General features: G+C 45.1%; 14 protein-coding genes. All 14 read right to left on the bottom strand.

The features are described from left to right. Nucleotides 1-48 precede the first annotated feature (48 nt). Nucleotides 49-1,497, bottom strand: a complete 1,449-nt coding sequence (tldD, locus tag ACRN9H_RS12215) for a metalloprotease TldD (protein ID WP_432314004.1) — start codon at nt 1,495-1,497, stop codon at nt 49-51. Between the two features lie 112 nt (nt 1,498-1,609). Beyond that, complete coding sequence (locus tag ACRN9H_RS12210; RefSeq protein ID WP_432314002.1) at nt 1,610-2,458, bottom strand: carbon-nitrogen hydrolase family protein; 849 nt, start codon at nt 2,456-2,458, stop codon at nt 1,610-1,612. Beyond that, nucleotides 2,382-6,524, bottom strand: a complete 4,143-nt coding sequence (locus tag ACRN9H_RS12205; protein WP_432314000.1) for a YhdP family protein — start codon at nt 6,522-6,524, stop codon at nt 2,382-2,384. The genes ACRN9H_RS12210 and ACRN9H_RS12205 overlap by 77 nt, the downstream gene beginning before the upstream one ends. Further along, nucleotides 6,524-7,990 carry a ribonuclease G gene (gene rng / locus ACRN9H_RS12200; RefSeq protein ID WP_220773393.1) on the bottom strand — a complete coding sequence of 489 codons (1,467 nt, stop codon included), beginning with the start codon at nt 7,988-7,990 and terminating at the stop codon, nt 6,524-6,526. The genes ACRN9H_RS12205 and rng overlap by 1 nt, the downstream gene beginning before the upstream one ends. Before the next feature lie 220 nt (nt 7,991-8,210). Then, a complete protein-coding gene (locus ACRN9H_RS12195; RefSeq protein ID WP_432313999.1) occupies nt 8,211-8,816 on the bottom strand; it encodes a Maf family protein in 606 nt (201 codons plus the stop codon). Between the two features lie 2 nt (nt 8,817-8,818). Further along, the gene (mreD, locus tag ACRN9H_RS12190) at nt 8,819-9,307 is read right to left on the bottom strand and encodes a rod shape-determining protein MreD (protein ID WP_432313998.1); all 489 of its coding nucleotides are present in this window, start codon (nt 9,305-9,307) and stop codon (nt 8,819-8,821) included. Next, on the bottom strand, nt 9,304-10,341 hold the full coding sequence (gene mreC, locus ACRN9H_RS12185) for a rod shape-determining protein MreC (protein ID WP_432313997.1): 1,038 nt from the start codon (nt 10,339-10,341) through the stop codon (nt 9,304-9,306). The genes mreD and mreC overlap by 4 nt, the downstream gene beginning before the upstream one ends. Nucleotides 10,342-10,385: 44 nt before the next feature. After that, nucleotides 10,386-11,435: a rod shape-determining protein gene (locus ACRN9H_RS12180; protein ID WP_076499255.1), complete on the bottom strand. Its 1,050-nt coding sequence runs from the start codon at nt 11,433-11,435 to the stop codon at nt 10,386-10,388. A 340-nt stretch (nt 11,436-11,775) separates the two neighbouring features. Beyond that, the gene (locus ACRN9H_RS12175) at nt 11,776-16,377 is read right to left on the bottom strand and encodes a DUF6701 domain-containing protein (RefSeq protein WP_432313995.1); all 4,602 of its coding nucleotides are present in this window, start codon (nt 16,375-16,377) and stop codon (nt 11,776-11,778) included. Further along, on the bottom strand, nt 16,370-16,837 hold the full coding sequence (locus ACRN9H_RS12170) for an MSHA biogenesis protein MshP (RefSeq protein WP_432313993.1): 468 nt from the start codon (nt 16,835-16,837) through the stop codon (nt 16,370-16,372). The genes ACRN9H_RS12175 and ACRN9H_RS12170 overlap by 8 nt, the downstream gene beginning before the upstream one ends. Further along, nucleotides 16,827-17,687 carry a PilW family protein gene (locus ACRN9H_RS12165; protein ID WP_432313991.1) on the bottom strand — a complete coding sequence of 287 codons (861 nt, stop codon included), beginning with the start codon at nt 17,685-17,687 and terminating at the stop codon, nt 16,827-16,829. The genes ACRN9H_RS12170 and ACRN9H_RS12165 overlap by 11 nt, the downstream gene beginning before the upstream one ends. Beyond that, nucleotides 17,687-18,235: a type IV pilus modification PilV family protein gene (locus ACRN9H_RS12160; RefSeq protein ID WP_432313989.1), complete on the bottom strand. Its 549-nt coding sequence runs from the start codon at nt 18,233-18,235 to the stop codon at nt 17,687-17,689. The genes ACRN9H_RS12165 and ACRN9H_RS12160 overlap by 1 nt, the downstream gene beginning before the upstream one ends. Continuing rightward, nucleotides 18,225-18,713, bottom strand: a complete 489-nt coding sequence (locus ACRN9H_RS12155; RefSeq protein ID WP_432313987.1) for a type II secretion system protein — start codon at nt 18,711-18,713, stop codon at nt 18,225-18,227. Before ACRN9H_RS12155 ends, ACRN9H_RS12160 begins: the two co-directional genes overlap by 11 nt. Before the next feature lie 172 nt (nt 18,714-18,885). Next, nucleotides 18,886-19,419 carry a type II secretion system protein gene (locus ACRN9H_RS12150; RefSeq protein WP_432313986.1) on the bottom strand — a complete coding sequence of 178 codons (534 nt, stop codon included), beginning with the start codon at nt 19,417-19,419 and terminating at the stop codon, nt 18,886-18,888. Between the last annotated feature and the right edge of the window lie 98 nt (nt 19,420-19,517).

Raw genomic sequence — 19,517 nt, 5'->3', positions numbered from 1 at the left:
TTCAGCCTCTTCAGGTAGCTTGGCTATAAAGACAATAACTAACCTGAGCTACGCCGTACCGCCCACAGTTAAACGATCTAACTTCAAGGTCGGTTGACCAACGCCTACGGGTACGCTTTGTCCATCTTTACCACAAACGCCAACCCCTTGATCTAACGCCATATCGTTACCGACCATCGAAATTTGACTCATGGCCTCAGGGCCATTGCCGATTAAGGTTGCGCCTTTAATGGCTTGAGTCACTTCACCATTTTCAATCAAATAGGCTTCAGATGCAGAGAATACAAACTTACCCGAGGTGATATCCACTTGGCCGCCACCAAAGTTAGGGGCGTAAATGCCCTTTTTGACCGATTTAATGATCTCACTTGGATCTGACTCACCCGCCGTCATATAAGTGTTGGTCATCCGCGGCATAGGCAAATGCGCGTAGGATTCGCGGCGACCATTACCGGTTGGTGCCACACCCATCAAGCGTGCATTGAGTTTGTCTTGGATGTAACCCTTTAAAATACCGTCTTCAATCAACACCGTTCTTTGGGTCGGCACACCTTCATCGTCGATGCTGAGTGAACCACGACGATTAGGCAAGGTGCCATCATCAACCACAGTCACTAACTTAGAGGCTACGAGTTGTCCCATTTTACCGCTGAAAGCACTGCTGCCCTTACGGTTAAAGTCACCCTCTAAACCATGGCCTACGGCTTCGTGAAGCAATACGCCCGGCCAGCCATTACCTAACACCACTGGCATTTCACCCGCTGGCGCATCGATAGCATTAAGATTGACCTGCGCTTGACGCACCGCTTCGCGGGCAAAGGCAAAACACATAGGTAAACCAGTATCGTCGCTTGCCATCAACACGCCGTAGTCATGGCGACCACCGCCACCTGCACCGCCACGCTCACGTTTGCCGTTTTCTTCTAGAATCACGCTGCAGTTAAAACGCACTAAAGGACGAATATCGGCCGCTAGCGTACCGTCACTCGCGGCAATCAAAATCTCTTCGTGCACGCCCGCCAAGCTAACAACCACTTGGATAATGCGGCTATCTAAACTGCGAATAAAAGCATCGGCTTCTTTTAGCAGATTAATCTTTTTGACTTCTTCCATCGCGGCAATGGGATCTAAACTGTCGTATAAGGCTAATGCCTTACGGCGCTCAAATGCGCGAACCTGAGTTTGCTCGCCTGCGCTGGCAATACCACGCGCGGCTTCTGCTGCGGCGCTTAAGGCGGCAGGTGTAATATCGTCAGCATAGGCGAAACCGGTTTTTTCACCGCTAATAGCACGTACACCCACACCGCGTTCAATGTGGAAACTACCATCTTTAATAATGCCGTCTTCCAGCACCCAAGACTCATGGCGGCTACCTTGAAAATAGAGATCGGAATAATCGATTTTGTGTTGATGTATAGTGTTGAGATAACCCTGTAGGCCCTCTAACGCTAACCCATTCTTCAATAAACTTTGCTCTACTTGTGCTAAAAATGGCATCGATGCTCTCTTTGATCCCAGGGATCTTATATTCTGAGTGTAAATTCGTTGTACTAATTCTGTACGTCAATCGCGGTCTAATTCGGTATTGCCGCTCGCCAGTGCGGACGGTTTATTTCAAGCTTGGCTCAGTAAAACGATTATGCTGCATAACGGGCATTTTACGGCGAATATCGTGCAGTTCGGTTAAGTCGACCTCAGCCTGTACCCAACCCGTACCCGTTTTACGCTGCGCCAAAATGTTACCCCAAGGACCGACTATCATGCTCTGCCCCCAGGTTTCACGGCTACCTTCGTTATGCTGTCCCCACTGAGCGGCAGCAAGAATAACGCATTGGGTTTCAATGGCTCTCGCCTGTAACAACACCTGCCAATGGGCTTCCCCCGTCACTTTGGTGAAGGCAGAAGGGACAGTAATAATCTCGGCACCCGCAAGGCGCATCGCCCTAAACAAGTCGGGAAAGCGTAAATCATAACAGATGGTTAAGCCAATTTTGCCAAAAGGTGTATCGATAACACTAATGTGATCACCGGGACAGAAGGTTTCGCTCTCGCGATATTGTTTTGTACCATCGGCAACATCCACATCAAAAAGGTGCAGTTTATCGTAATGCCCTAACGTATCACCTTTATCATCAAACAAATAACTGCGGCTATAGACACGACCATCTTCAGCCAACGCCGGAATAGTCCCCGCCACCATAAACACCCGATACTTGGCGGCCAGTGCACTTAACGCCGATTTGAGCGGGCTCTGATGAACATCACCCCCATAGGCCAGTTGCTGACTTTCGTGGCCACCAAACAATAAACAACATTCAGGTAATACCACTAAATGAGGTGTATGGAGACTGTCTTTATTAAGGGCTGATCGCGAGAGTGCGTTAAGCTGCGATTCGATAAACAGCAGATTGGCGCTGACGTCGCGACTGCTCTGACATTGCAACAGGCTGATGTGCATTCTTACCTCCCTGAATTTGTTTAAGCGACTCTACCGCCTGGCTTTTTTCGGGTGCGGCAGGCGCTGGGGCCTGTAGCGGTGATGTCGACTCTTCAACCTGTTCTGTAGGCTTAACGTCTTGGGATTGCGCCTCTGGTGTCTCGATTGTTTTAGCTGCGGGTTGAGTTTGACTCGCCGCGCCGGCTGGCACTGCTGGGCGCTCAATACCCACTATCGGTAGGATAGACTCGGGAATTTCAATCTCTTTACTCTTACGTTCCAATTCTTCAACCACAGGTTCAGCCATAGTGCCAGTCACTCGAAAGCGAATTTCTGAAATGATCTCAATCACAGGCTCAAGCACTTTTGTCAGTGCAAATGCACCTAACCCTAACGTCCAAGCACTGGTGCTGAGCAATACCACTGTAGGCACACTTGAGGCTAACTGCGGTACAAAGCGAATATCATAATTTAAACTCTCTGTTGTGAGATCCGTAAAACCACGTACCTTCATGTTGCCGACAATGGCATCCATTTCGGTATCCGTTGTTTTTACCACGCCATTGTCAATTTGTAGATTGCCGTTAAAGGAGTTGAAATACATGCCTTGACCAAAAACATCGGTAAAATCCAGTGACAGTTTTCGCACAAGGGAATCTAAGCTAAACAGAGAGAAGATACGCGCGCCCTTATCACTCACCTCAGATAAGTGACCTTTACCGAGGTCAAACTTCACTTTACCGTTTAAGGTTTCGAGGGAAAATGCATAGGGAGCACCTTGCCAAGACACGTCTGCATTTATTTTCAGCGGCGCTTCCTTTACCCCAGGATCGATACCCAATAGCGCCGATAAGTGATCAAATTGTTTGGCCTTTAACTCAACATTGAGTTCAGTTCGATTCTGTTCTGCTTGCAGCCAAATACCACTACCTTGCAAGCTCACGTTAGGGGTTGTTAACGACAGAGTTTGAATTTTATAACCCGTAGCCTGTGGCTCGGCCTGAAATACCAGCGTACCTAACGGTTTATCATGAAAACGAAAATCTTCCACATTGATAGCAACGGGCGGCAAGTTAGTGAGCACTTGATCACTACCAAAACCAGATTCGGCAGCCGAGGCTATCTCAGGGGATAAATACAATTTATTCGCTACGACTTTAAGGCCTTGAGTACGCCAATTTGGATAGAAATCAACACTACCATCAAACTCATTAGCAAGGATATTAAAGCGCCAACCGGTTTCATTGGGTTTAGCATTTAAGGTAAGTTCGGTAAGCGGTTGTCCCGCAAGATCGAAACGACCAATATGGGCATCAATAGCGCTGACCTTAGGGAATAAACTCCTATGGGAAGCTTCATCAACTAAAATCCCCGTTTTCGGTAATGTTTCTTTATTAACGAAAGCGTCTATCACAGGCTGCCAATCCGCTAATGTTGCCTTACCGAGATCCGCTTGAATATGACCTTGGTCGGTATTTCTGGCTTCGTCTTCATCAAACAATCGACCTAATAATAAGTCAAAATAACTCAGATTTGCGCCCTTACTCGCCTCAAACCCGCCTATAAACTCAGTATGACTGGCGACTTTTATATTGAGCGAGGTATTATCTTGATTACCCACAAACTCGGCAACCAAAGGCCGAGGCTCGTCAGTTGGCTTAGCAAAGTATCCTGGGAGTAATAGTTGCGTACCGATCAGATCTGAGGTGACGTTAGCCTGTATATCATAACCTTGCTCAGTAAATAGCATAGTCAAGCCGCCATCAAAATTGACCTTTCCTTGATAAAAATCACTCAAAGGAGAATGTAACTCTGCAGGTAACCTACTGAGATCCCAGCGGCTTTTAAGCTTAAGATTAAGGCCAAAATCCTTGCCTTTAGGCTCGGTATTAAAAGTTAAACTCAGCGGTTGTTCAAACAAGCGGGCATTAATCCCTTTTCCCGTAACAATTTGGTTAGCAAAATCGACGGTGCCAGTCACGTCCTTTAATTGTAACCCTGGCTGCGCAATATATACCGGCGTATTGTTGAAATTGATTTGACCGCGAATATCTTCGTTATCCCCCTCATAGAGTGGAATGCTCAGATCTAAACTACCAGTCACAGCGCCTTGTACTTGCACAACCTCTAAGGTTTTTCCTATAGAACTCGCTAAAGGCGAAGCCTGTAACACTTTGGTTGCATCTTTACCTTGGACGGCAAGGTCAGCTTCAATCCTCAGCAGCGTTTGCTCACCAATGGCAGGAATATAAACATGCGCGCCGCTAGCATCTACCTCCATCAGCTTGCCGTGGTTTACCCATAAATCCATACGGGCATTTTCAAATAAGGCATTAAGAGATAAATCGGTGATAGCGGGCCAATCGGGTTGAAACTGGAATTTAGCATCCGTTAAAGTAAATGCCGCTTGAAACACGCCGCTGTTGTCATCGAAGGGGAAACCGTTTAACGGACCATTCCAAACCACTTGCGCATCTTGGGTTTGGCCTGCTTTAAGTCCAGTATCCAAATATTCGGCTAGCGACTCGCCCATTGCCTTATTGGGGAAATATTTGTCGGCATTCGCGACATCGTTGATATGAACATTCGCGGTCAGTGCCATATGGATTGCGTGACTGAAATCTAACATGAGTGCAGAATCAACACTAACGTCATCATTATTGAGCTGCAATTGTGGCACGCTTAAGGTTAGGGTCTCGCTATCGAATCGCCCCGTCATCGGCGCGCCCTTGAACACTAACGGCGCGGAAAACTCATCACCAAAATCAACTTGATAGATCTGTTCTGGCAGTGACAGCACGAGACTTTTATCTTGCCAGCGTAAGTTAATATCAAAGGGGTTTGTGCTAGGAATACCGCCGACTTTTTGCCAATTTAACTGCGTTATATTTGTGCTGGCAAGTAAAGGCTGGTCAGCTTGTTGGTATAACCGAATGGGCCCAATACTGGCCTTGGGGGATAACGCCGTCCATTGATGCAGCATCTCTTTGTCAGCACCGGGGAATAGCGGCAACAAGGGTAATAGATTTTGAATATTGAATTGATTTACATAAGCAAAAAATTGATCCTTCTCGCTTTTAGCAGCCAAGGTTAACGTCGGCCAATGCTCACCATTGGTGATAAAATCAAGCCCCGTACTTTGTACTTCCCAGCCCGTTGCTGTGGGTTGCCAAACGATATCGCCCGCCTGAATTTCAAATTTTTGCGCCGATTGCTGTAATGTCCATTGCAGCCAACTGGGCTCAAAATGCACCATTGCTGAGCTGATACTGCGATTAGCAAACGTCAACCAAGCCTTAAGATTCACCACGCCTTCTAAGGGTAACTTTTGGCTTGAATCATAAGAGTTGCTCTGGCGCGAAGCCCACTCGCCCAAATCTAATGATGTAGCAGCCAAATACATTTGCCCACTTAAGCTATCGGGGTTTGCCCCATCTCCATGAATCTCTAACTGTAATGCCAGCGACTCATGCTCAGAGGCATTATTATCCAGATACAGTTCCCCAGCACCACGGTGACGCTCGCCATTATTGCGCCAGTTTAAATGGCGAATATTAATAGGACGGAATTCTTGGCGTAAACTGAGCAATTGCACGGTGGCGTCAGTAAGGGAGAACCTATCGAGTTGCTTGAGTAATAAGGCATAAAGCCAATCAATTTGGGGTGGAGTATCCGCTGCAATGGACTTGTTATCAGATAACTTATCTATATTTAACGCAACATGCACGCCATCAAAATTGACATCTTCAATACGTGGAGTCAGCGTGAGCAATGATTGCCAAAAATCGAGTTTTACTTGCACGCTTTTGATTATCACGGTTACCGGCAGGACATCCTGTGGCGGAATAACTAAGTGATTAATATTGATTGCGGGGCCAAAAGCCTGCCAGTGGGCAGATAACTCCCCCACTTGTACATCAATTTTATATTCGTTTTTTACGTAATTAACCAGTTGCTGACGCACTTCATCAACTTGGGGTAACAAACCGCGAATTAAACTGACTGCAAGCGCAAACACCACTAAAACCAGCGCCAAAAGTTGCCAGCAAAAACGGCTGATTTTTTGTGCAGTCAAAGGCGTAGCCACTACATCATCACCACATCATATTTGTACTGTGAGTACATGGGCTCATTCTGTAAGCGGATACGTTTACCTATGTATACCTCAAGTTCGGCGATCTGATGGTTTTCATCAGTATGCAAACTTTGGTAGACCGCAGGCGCGCAGTATAATAAAAACTCATCGGCATCATAGGTACGATTTAAACGAATAATCTCGCGAAACACCTCATAGGAGACAGTTTCAACGGTTTTCATACTGCCGGTGCCATGACACGCAGGACATTCTCCGCACACCACATGTTCTAAACTCTCACGGGTACGCTTACGTGTCATTTCGACTAAACCTAAGCCCGAAAAACCACTCACATTGGTTTTCACTCTATCCTTAGACAAAGCGCTAGTTAAGCTACTGAGTACCCGAGCCTTATGATCCGCGGTCATCATGTCGATAAAATCGATAATGATGATGCCACCGAGATTACGCAGACGTAACTGCCTAGCGATGGCTTGGGTTGCTTCAAGATTAGTATTGAAGATGGTTTCTTCAAGATTTCGGTGCCCAACAAAGGCGCCAGTATTGATATCGACCGTAGTCATCGCTTCCGTCTGATCGATAATCAGATAACCGCCAGACTTAAGTTCGACCTTACGACCAAGCGCGCGTTGAATTTCGTTTTCTACATCGTAGAGATCAAAAATAGGCGCAGGGCCTGAATAATGTTCAATCTTCTGTGCAATCTCAGGCATAAACTCTTGTGCAAAAGACTGTAACTCAGCAAAAGTACCGCGAGAATCAACTTGAATTTGGTCAAGCTCAGTGCCAACAAAATCACGCACAATCCGCACAGGCAATGCTAAATCTTGGTATAACAAAGACACCCCACTGCGCTTACGACGTTCGCTGACTTTAGACCAAACTCGTCGCAAGAATGCCGCATCTTGGGATAATTCATCTTCACCCACCCCTTCAGCGGCGGTGCGGATAATAAAACCACCGTCATCATCCACATAAGGCAAAGTGATTTGTTTAAGGCGATTACGCTCTTCTTCTAGCTCAATACGTTGCGAAACACCCACATGGCTAGAACCCGGCATAAACACTAAATAACGCGAAGGCAGAGTGATATCGGTAGTCAGTCGGGCGCCCTTAGTACCGAGTGGATCTTTAACCACTTGCACCATAATATCTTGCCCTTGACGGACTAATTCGGCGATGTCACGGACAACGAAATGACCTTTCTCAACATCAGCGACGCACTCAGTATGCGGCACTATGTCAGAAGCATGTAAAAAAGCCGCTTTATCTAAGCCGATATCAACAAAAGCCGCTTGCATGCCGGGTAACACACGGCTGATTTTACCTTTATAAATATTGCCTACCAAACCCCGCTTCATTCGGCGTTCAATATGCACTTCTTGCAGCACACCATGCTCAACTAAGGCGACACGCGCCTCTGAAGGAGTTACATTGATCAGTAATTCTGAACCCATCTTGCGCTGTATTTTATTTGGATTTAAGCGACCGGTATTCACGACTCACCCCATTCGGGAAACTAGATTAATTAATCGAAGTTACATATTTTCTAAGCATGAAAACCGAATGAAGCATCGACGATAAAGAATCACTTCATCGGAGACCCGATTAAGAGCCTATCACTCCTGTAAACTCATTCTAACCTCAAGCTAAAAGCATAATACCAATAACACTAGGTTAGATGAGTCCAACTTCGGCTAACAATTCGCGGGTTTCGACTAAAGGTAAACCCACCACACCTGAATAGCTGCCGTTAATCGCCGCAACAAAGCAGCCACCCAGACCTTGTATACCGTAACTACCCGCTTTATCCATCGGCTCTGTTGAGGCAACATAAGCTTCAATATCTGCTTTAGATAAAGTGCAAAAACGCACTTGTGTCTGCACTAATCGTACTAAGGTTTTTGCCGTTAAGGATGGTTCATCCTTATAATAAACCAGTGCCACAGCCGTCATCACGGTATGAATCTGGCCAGATAACTCACTGAGCATTCGCTTAGCATCGGCAGCATCGGCAGGTTTTCCTAATATTTGGTTTTCAAACACCACGATAGTATCAGAACCTAATACCACAGGCTGCGAAATATCCGCGCATAATGCCAGTCCTGCATAGGCTTTTTCGGCCGCTAAACGTTGCACATAATCTGTTGGCGTTTCACGTAATCGGGGCGTTTCATCAATATCGGGAGCCACTTGCGTAAAACTAAAATCGAGGCGACCAAATCCAATTTGTGCCAATAACTCTTTGCGGCGCGGTGAAGTCGAAGCTAGCACTAAATTCACAATTAGCGAACCTTATAATGACGTCGAACGCGACGTAAAATCCAAAATATCCACGGCCAGATGATTAATCCTGAAATGGCGGGCAAAAATAAATCAGTATGGAATACCGCTTCTTGCATCACAAATTCCACCCAGTAAATCACTAAATGGTAAATACAAAGCAGTAGCATGATCACCAGCGACTGCTGCCATTTAGGAAAATTACGTAAACGCTGGCAATGTAAAATAGCGATATAAATCACCAACGACATGGCCAAAGAACGCACTCCTAAGGTAGCGCCCAATAGAATATCTAAAATAAGCCCTAAAACCCATGCGGTTAAAATATTGTATCTATGGGGTAATGCAATAGACCAATACATAATAATCATTAATAACCAGTCTGGCCGCCACGCATCAACCGCACTTGGTAAGGGCATAATCTGGCTGATAATCCCAATGAATAATGTCACCCAAACGATGAGGCGCCCATTGGCGGCTTGGAAACTCATTGATTTACCTCAGTGGCTGGACGAACGGTTTCCGCTGGCGGATTAACAGCAGCTGGCGTAGATGTCACCGGCTTAGCCGCATTGATATCGGGCCTGGTTAGCTTAACTTGAGGAGTAACTGTCTTAACTGTAGGAATGGTCGTATCGGTATTATCCCCATCGGTGGCAGTAGGATGGTCAGCCGCTGGCGCAACCAATTGATTAGGTAAAGTCACACCAGAATCATTAGCGGGCCAAATGAGCAATAAATAGCGAATACGATCTAAAGCCGCTAACGGTTGGGCAGTAACGCGAGCATAGCTTTGGCCATCTTCAGTCAACACTTCCATCACGCGTGCAACAGGGTAGCCTTCAGGGAAACGATTACCTAAACCCGATGTCACCAGTAAATCACCAACACGAATATCGGTACTTTTAGGTACATGGCGCAGTTCTATCTCGTCCAATTCCCCCGTACCATTGGCGACAAGGCGCACATCATTACGGGTGATACGAACAGGTAAGCCATGCGATACATCAGAGAGCAATAGCACCCGACTGGTCATCTCACTGACTTGTACCACTTGGCCTACAACCCCTTGCGCATCAACGACAGGTTGGCCGACAAAGACTCCACTGCGAGAACCGTGATTAAGTACTACATATTGATGAAAAGGATCGCTTGCGACCTCTAACACTTCAGCTACCATTTTGCGCGAGTCAAGATAAGCTGGCGAACCTAACAGTGCCCGCAAGCGCTCATTTTCTTGGCGCAGGTGCTCAAAACGTTGTAAGCGTTCACTCATCAACAACTGTTGTCTCAGCAGTTCTTTATTTTGCAGCGCCAACATATTACGGGTAGCAAAACTTTCAGAGGACCAATCAAGCGCAGCCCCTGGCACACTGGCTAAATACTGTAATGGGCTAAAAACAGAGGCAAGAGATTGCCGAGCAGGATCGAGACGATGATTAGCAACGAGCAAAGCCACCGACAAAATAATTGCCAGTGTCAGACGAAATTGGTTTGAAATACCACGAACAAAAATTGGCTTCATAGGAGAGCTAAGGCGGTGATTAGCCGCCCTATACCGAAGTTAAATTAGGTTTCTTCGGAGAACAGATCGCCGCCATGCATATCAATCATTTCGAGGGCTTTACCACCACCGCGTGCTACGCAGGTTAATGGGTCGTCCGCCACCATGACTGGAATTCCGGTTTCTTGCATTAATAAACGGTCTAAATCACGCAGTAATGCGCCGCCGCCTGTTAATACCATACCGCGCTCAGAAATATCAGAAGCAAGTTCTGGTGGGGATTGCTCTAAAGCCACCATAACTGCACTAACGATGCCAGATAATGGCTCTTGCAGCGCTTCTAAAATTTCGTTGCTATTAAGCGTAAAACTACGAGGTACACCTTCAGCCAAATTACGACCACGGACTTCGATTTCAAGTACTTCATCGCCAGGATAAGCGGTACCGATAGTATGCTTGATACGTTCAGCTGTAGCTTCACCAATCAAACTGCCGTAGTTACGACGGACATAATTGATAATGGCATCATCAAACTTATCACCACCAATACGCACTGAAGATGAGTACACTACGCCATTGAGAGAAATAATCGCGACTTCAGTAGTACCACCACCGATATCTACGACCATAGAACCCGTCGCTTCAGATACAGGTAAACCCGCACCAATCGCAGCAGCCATAGGCTCTTCAATCAAATATACTTCACGTGCACCGGCGCCCATGGCCGATTCACGGATCGCACGACGTTCAACCTGCGTTGCGCCAACTGGCACACACACTAGAACCCGTGGACTTGGACGAAAAAAGCTATTGTTATGCACTTGCTTAATAAAGTGCTGTAGCATTTTTTCTGTCACATAAAAGTCAGCAATAACGCCGTCTTTCATTGGACGGATAGCTTGGATGTTGCCAGGTGTTCGCCCTAGCATCTGTTTAGCTTCTGTGCCGACTGCGGCAACAGATTTCTGACCGGAGCCACCACGCTCACCACGTATAGCAACAACAGAAGGCTCATCCAGGACTATGCCTTCACCACGAACATAAATTAATGTGTTAGCTGTACCCAAATCGATCGATAGATCATTAGAAAAAATGCCACGCAGCTTCTTAAACATGTAACTAGCCTGTATTCTGTGGAGCCAGAAGAAAAGAAAAATCAGCTAACTTTATCAATGCCACCCTGATTCCACAAGACCGAGGAGGTTAACAATCGCTAATGAAGTGATTTTTTTTCAAATCGCCACGTAAAAAACAGTATTTAAGCGGAAAATACTGTTTATTGTCGAAAATGTCAGCAACAAAAAACGAGCAAACACACAATTCAGCAACAAATATCAAACTAACGCATTGCATTTAGAATCTGTTACAAGCGTTTTCGTCGACTTCCAATAAGTGAAATGGCTGCCCATTTCAATGGAAAGCCTGAGTTCAATTTAATGAGAGAAATTACTCAGATTAGTTTGCCTCACGCCAATAGATTATTTTGTCATGCCCTCGATAGCGACCAAAATACGCACTTGCCCGCGGTTCAGTGACCTCTGTTGGCGATACGCCATTCCAATTCCAGTACCATTCTAGCCATGTTGGCACATCCAAGGGCGCCGTCACTTGACCACGGTATGGCAACCCACTTGTTGTAACGGCTTGCCAGAGCAACTCAAATTGGCCAGCTTGGAATGTTGCAGTCCCGCCAGAACGCACAACACTTTGTCCCGCCACTAAGTCGGGATCAAAATTGTAACCAAGAGCGGAATTATCAACCGGCGAACCCAAAGCATACACTGCCGTTGTGCAGTTATCGGCAGTATTTAAGGCCCAGCTGCTGCCATTCCAATATTCGGCTCGAGTCGGCATACGCAGTATTTCAGTCTCAGGGCCATAGGTGTTATCCATCACCACACGGCCATGACGAAGTTTTTGAGTGCTGATTTTCTTAGCATTACAGTTAGTGCAAGTACCTGTTGATGCCGCATCCATGTCGGGTGAAGCAACATAGGAATAGATGCTATTGGGATGAGGATCGTTATCCAGCACTTGTACACCAATATCGAGCAGCTCGAAGGGGCCATCCTGATACAAATTGGTCAATACATTAGGTGTCACTCGGCTGAAGTTCGCTCGGTAACTGTTACCTAAGCTTGCAACCCCTTTGGCCCAACTTGTTGATATTATTGGTAAGGCACTTAAACGGTTTTGTAAATCGATACCATTATTGATGTTCTCGCCCACAAGCATGGCTGTGGCAAAAGAGAACGGTGCAAAGTAGTTTTGCGTTATATCGCCGGCGATATTAAGCGCGCTTAATGTCATCGACATTGGGAATGATTGATCCATATAGCTAAAGCTATTGCAGGCTGGATACACGAATGCCTCGCTCACCAAAAATCTATCAGGGACAAAACGACCAATATTGGCTGAGTAGCCAAGCGGAATATTCAAACTACTCGCAGTACCTAGGTAGTTACTGCTTGCCTTGGCAGTAAGTTGGAACACGCCAACCTCACTAATAGTCTGATTACTAATAGTATTCAGATTAGTGCTATTCGCCATATGACTATAGGATGCAACACCTAATGCGCCATCAAGTCCACCGTTGGCAATGCTTGGCGCAACGACTTTACTGGCAAGTTTTATCTGCGCATCACTAAAGTTAGGCGTGGATAAGTTGCCCGAACAAAAGTCTGAGTCGCCATCGTTTTCCCACGCCATCGCTTGCACTGTCATACCAAAGGACTGGCCAGCCTTACGATAAACATTACACGCCATACTCGCGCTTGCGCAACTAGCATTAGCATCTACGGGTTTGACACATAATCCTGCCGGAACACTGACAAATAGATCTGCGCCCGTCATCACTAAACCTTGCTCATCCCCTGCCCCCGTATACTTAGCATCTAGCTGTAACTTGCCGGCATCGGGATAATTAACCGAAATAGTTGCTTCGCCTTTAGCATTAAAGACGAGGCTTAAAGGCGTAGGAGCGGAAACCACACTGCTAATAGGGGTGCTATTGATGGTAACTGCTTTGGGTAAGATGGGTGCGCTCGGTTCTACGTAACCACTCCAAAAACTGAGACTCTTCGTCTTATCTTGGAAGCTCGGAATACATTGCTGAGTTACATCTGATTTTTTCACCGCTTTAACTAATACATCTACGGGCTTATTTGCTAGCTTATCAGGGACATCAAAAATAAAACCACTGTCAGCAAAGGCCAGCGAACAATTACTTTCACTTAATGAACCTGATCCAATCCGACAGAGAGTTTTACTCAATGGCTTAGTCGTCGGGTTTGAACCTTTTACGCCTAAATTGACCACTCCAGGCGTATTCCGCCGTAGTTGTAATTGCGTTGTTCCACCACTAAAACTCACTTGATTACCGCCAACCCACACACCATCACTTATCGAATCAGGTAATAGCGTAGCACTAAGAGGCTCAGTAAAAAGTTGGCTACAGCTCGCATTAGCGCAGGCTCGAATCGTTACCGTCTGGGTGTTACAAGTGAGCCCTTGACCCGTATGGTCAAACTCAAAATGATCGATTTGAGCGCCTATGGGATTAGATTTTAAAGCACAAATTTGCACATTATCAATTTCGTGATTGTTATTTGACCCACCTGTAGAGCCAGTCAAAGACAATAAGAAATTATTCGGTATGGCCGCCTGACCAGTTTGTGCTGCTGCGTTAAATGCAGAAACCAAAGTCACAAAACCAGATCCTGTATTACGCTCAACCTTAACCACTGACTGACTAGATAACTGCGAATCAATAGTGATTTTATATCTGTGTGCTGGCGACACATTGTTACTATCCACCGCGGGCGATAAACAGTTCCCCCCCGTATTAGTCGTGCCGTTATTACAAGTGCCGCGTAAATAGCGATACCCACTCGTTCCCACACCCGAACCGCGAACCGCAACAGACTGTCGTCGCTGGCCCACATTAGTGCTACCACCTTCACCGGAGAAATTGCCGAACTCATCAATTCCCACACCAAGCCAACCGCCCGCAAAACCACTAATACCAGGTTTATAACCGTAACCTAAAGGACCACCAAAGGCTCCGGGCTGAGGTGTGATTGCGGCATCAGATAACACCACACTAATGCCGTCGGCGCCGTTACCACCGTAGGCATAGTGGTCAAACTGAATTTCAACTAAATTATTAGCAGCGGGAAAGAGTCGTTGATAGGTAGATGCTGTCGATTGGTTAGATTTAGCTTCAGTTAATCGCAAACGACTACTTACAATTGATGGAGTGAAAGTGCCGCTACTGCGGGAAACGACCCAATCGTTACTTAAAGGGCTTTGGGAAAAGGTATCATCAAAGCATTGCAACACAGGCGCGGCTTTTTCAAAAGCAACAAAACCATAATTTTCAGATGGATGAGAGCGCTCAATAGTTTGGTAGGTATCTTCATCATTTACCATACTGACCTGAGTCGCACTCAGATTACAGCGTCTTAACCAGCCACCATCGCTATCATTACGAGAATTTTTACCTGCAACCAAAGTTGGAGAATTCACAAATTCCGTTAAATTAGTGTAATAAGCACATTGTTCAGCTAAGGTTTTGCTGCTACTTCCTGAATGGGTCATTGCAGTACCAAATTGATAACGAACATCCTCACCATTTAAATTAATGGCGCCTTTAGCAACGGGTAGCGCTAGATAAGCAACAGATTCATTCGCTAAATTTTTTATATTTGCAGGCTGGCACAGTGGACTATTTGAATTTTTGTACACCTGAGAAACATCCATATTAATCTTTAACCCATTAGACGTCGGTTCCGCCACGCTCGTCAGCCAACAATTATTATTATTGGTCTGTATCTGATTAAGTACCACGGCATAACGATTATCTAAGCTAACATTGGTCCAGCTATTATTATTCATACCAAATGCGTTACTAATATTGATATTTCCAGCTCGTAGAGGGGTGCCATCTGGCAAAGTATAATCGCCTGGCGTAACGGCTATCCAATGTACCTCTTGCATATTTGATGCAGGAGCACTCGCTCCAGAAGGCTGCGCCTGGCGCCAAGTAAAGCCTGTTGATGATATTGATGTGATGAAAGTAGAAGATGGAACATCATTATTAGTATTTGTAGTAGATATTGTCGGCATTAAAAAAACTAAAGGCTTTACGCCCGTTGGGAAAGCGCGTTCAAAGGTGACGGAAGCGGTAGTCGCCTTACCGTAATTAAGCTGAAGGCTTACCCCGTTAACTATTTCTGTATCCTCATTAATCGTTAGTTTACGTGATGTAATACGCCCGACTATGGTATTTCGTCCATTAATAATGACGTCTGCATCACTATATATATAACCATTAATTACAATATTTGAAGTATTTAAAGCGACATTACTGTAGCCCAAAAATAATAACTCGCCGACACGATTAGGATTAAACTTTAGTGCACCAGACATGTTGATTGAATTTTTAACGAAAAAACGTACATTACCAGCCGTATTGATAACAGGTGTACCGCCTGTAATAGTGAAATTTTCAACCCAGTAATCTCCAGCAGGCAAATTAAGCACTGTAGATTTGTCTAAAATTAAATTCTTTATTTTATAAGTTTGGTGCGTGGATGAAAATGTTAGGTTACAGCTATTATTATCTAAAATTACCGAGCCAAACTCAGTCGTATTATCTGCACCAAGTGTTGCGTTAGGTTGGCACTCTCCATAGCTAATGCCTGTAGTACCTCTACTTGTTTGGAATAAATTTGTGGCTGCCGTTAAATCTAATCCAGCAATATCTTGACCAGTAATATCACAATAACGAGTACCACCAGCACCATCATCACAGACATTATTACTCATACTATTACTGCTTTTATTACTGGAACAGTAAGCAAGATTTTGCCCATTTGTTCCATCAATAAAGCCTTGATAAATAGTTAAATTAGATGCGGGGTTTGCGCAGCCATTAGCTGTGCCATGATGTCCTTGAACCACAGCGGGGAAATATTTTCCATAGTCTACATTCTCAAAGGCCTGAATCGAGGTGCTAAATAGCAGAATACAAAATACTGTTATAAATCTAACCACGGGCTTCTACCTCAACTTGTCGGCTAACACGGGTCTCGCCGCTTTCACATATTGCTTTACTGTTAATCCTATATTGAGTGACTGCGCCTACCGCATAAGCTGTACAAGTCAACGTCACACTACAGGCATGGAAACCGGTTACATTAGGGGGGGTCCAAGGGCTGGTTGCTAGGCAAATGCCAACGGAACCATTCAATGGAAATAACTGAGCTAATGCCGCATCGGCGCCACTATTGGCGGCGGCAAAGGCTCGAGTGCCCCACACCTCTTGGGTGAGTGCGGTATCGCTGTCCTGCACAATATTAATGAGGGCAGAAGCTAATAAAAACATCACTGTAATTACAAACACACCGATGATAAGCGCACTACCTCGTTGCTGCACTGGTAATGACGCTCTTGATAGCGATGATCTGGATGATGAGCGTTTATATGCCGTTTTACGACCAGAGTTAAGGAACATTAATCACCTGCACTTGATGTCTGTATTGAAACGTCTCACCATTAACATTAAATCTAGGTTGTAAGTGCACCATGGCATTATTAACCAAGGTTGATGGCGTCAATGTCAGAGGCAGATCGGTATTATTCGTTAAACTGTTTGCCACACTTTGCGCCATCAACACACCGCTCCCCATCATATTAGGCTTAGGCTGAATAGTGCTGAAGTTATAGCTGGTATAACGCTGTAATTGTAATTCATTACTCGCGGCGACTTTTTCAAAACAGTAACTTACTGGATTAGTGCCAAAATAAATTCGCTGCCGCGGTGAGCCTTCGGCAAAACGCAAGGCCGAAGTAAATGTTAACGTAACTTGATTACCCGCTGTCGCGATAGCTTTAATCTGAGCACGCTTCTGCCTTGTACTGCTGGAGGTATTTGCATAGACATCAGTATCAAGTAACGGATAGATCCAAACGAATTGATTGACGCTAATCGCACTCGGGACATTGTCTAGCATAACAGTGCCAGAGCTCGCTATAGCAGCAGGACTTATAGGCATAGACAAGTAAGTCGTACTGGCTTTAATAGGTACAAATTCAATACATTGGAAGGTTAACGAATCGGTATTAACTCGCAAACTATTGGGCAAAGCACTGCGTAATTCACGGGTCATACGCTCCACGGCAAAACGGCTCTGACTGAGCACTTGGTCAACAGAACTCGATTCAACAAAAATTCGGGTACCAAAAAGTATAAAACTACTCACGCCAACCACAAGAATACCCAGAATTAAGATTACCGTAACCATCTCAACCAAGGTAAAGCCCCGTGCGGAGTTTTTGTTAACAACAGAGACATGTGAGGCCATCAGTAATTACTCCTCACCATATTGTAAGTAATCACTTCGCTGTCGGGCGTTGTCACATTAATAGTGACTAGCTTAGTATTCGCCACACTGCCGTAAACCACAGTGACACTTAAACGATAGTTGGGATAAGCATCAACATAGGTTTGAGTCGAATTCAGCATAGTTACAGTTTCATTTAAGCCATTGTAATCATCAACATCGTTAAAATTATTTCGACTCTCTAAGACTCCAGAAATTTTATCTCTACCTAACTCAGTCGCCAAGGTACAAGTTTTACCCGTAGGACTACCACAAGCCGGCGTCCCACCATTAGCATTAGTGTTTTGGTCATAGCGTTTACCCCATATTTCATTCATCAGTGAATGGGCAAGTTCAGCACTGCGTACTCTCTGTAATGTTTTTGCGGCGCGATCAGCCTGTGGGAATAACATGCTGGTAAGCATCACTATCGCAATGCCAATTACTAACATGCCTACCACCAATTCAATTAAGGTGAAGCCCTTACTCGATGATTCTTTGCGAAGAAATAAGCGAGAATTAGTTGGCATAAATATATCCCTCGGAGGACACATTAATCAGCACAGTGTCATTAGCGGTCACGCGAATACAGCTACCATTACACACGGGAAAGAGTCGGCCCCGACTGTCGAAATCAAGGGTGAAGTTAGTGCTATTCGTGCTCACCAGCACTAATTGAGCTCCACCTTGAAAAGCTTGGCTATAAAGCGGATTGGGTGACAATGCTGTACCCGTACAAACCGCTCCCGCGCGTGAAGGGAATTGACTCACTTGATAACCAGTATTAGAAACAGCTACGCGAAAACATCTGTCGGTATTATTGAGCGCCTTTTGCTGCACTTGACGCAGCTCACCTATAAACTCATTACGTAAACTATAGGCACTGTAGGATGACTGAGTAAACAGGCGCGGCAACACCACTACAGCAAGAATTGAAATCAAGATGATGGTGGTCACTAACTCTACTAAGGTAAATCCAGCCTGTTTTGACATAGGAAATTTAAGCATTGCTCACTTTAATTACTGATTTCAAGTACTAGTTTCAGTTTCTGCCAACCTTATGATTAACGCAAATAAATGTCGGTAATTTCTTTGTAGACTCATTTATTGCTAATCATATATGCAGCGTATTTCACCTAAAAAAAAGGCCTGCTAGGCAGGCCATTCTCTTAGCTATCAACTAGCATTTAGACGCATCCGGTGTAGCAGTGAACGTTGGTGTAGTAGTAGCTGTCGCAGGTGAGTATTCAATAAAGCACTCCGCTGGAGCACCACTTTGCCAAAACTTAACAACACTGGCGTCAGAGAAAAGCACCCAATCAGAACCATTAGTTGATGCGGCGCTACCAGTCGTAATATCCGTGCCTAGAGACTCAACGCTGATATCCAATGCTCTTGGGAAATTAGTCGCAGTTGCGTCCATATAACCAAAAATAGTGGACACGTCATCTGCAATTTCAGTAGTTCCAGTACCAGGAGTACCAGCAATATCGACTAAAGTGGCAGTTGATGCTTTTTCTAAACCAGCTAATGCCGCTTTAGAATAAACTAAAGTATTTGCACCTTGGATTGAAGCTTTCAGGCCACTCAGTGCAGATACACGAGCATCCGATTGCAAGTTAATAAACTTAGGTGCCGCTGTGACAGCAAGAATACCTAAGATAATGATCACTACGACTAATTCAATTAAGGTAAAGCCTTGTTGTCTTTTCATATCAAACTACCTTTCTTTATAAGTGAGTACTCGTGCGAGTACTAATTAAGTTAAACCACTTTTAAGCTAATTCGCTTAAAACTAAAATCATTTCAAAC

The organism is Shewanella sp. MF08487, from assembly GCF_050848685.1.
GTDB classification, from domain to species: Bacteria; Pseudomonadota; Gammaproteobacteria; order Enterobacterales; family Shewanellaceae; genus Shewanella; species Shewanella glacialipiscicola.
The sequence above is the reverse complement of the archived record's forward strand: the minus strand, read 5'-3'. Positions and strand labels throughout refer to the sequence as shown.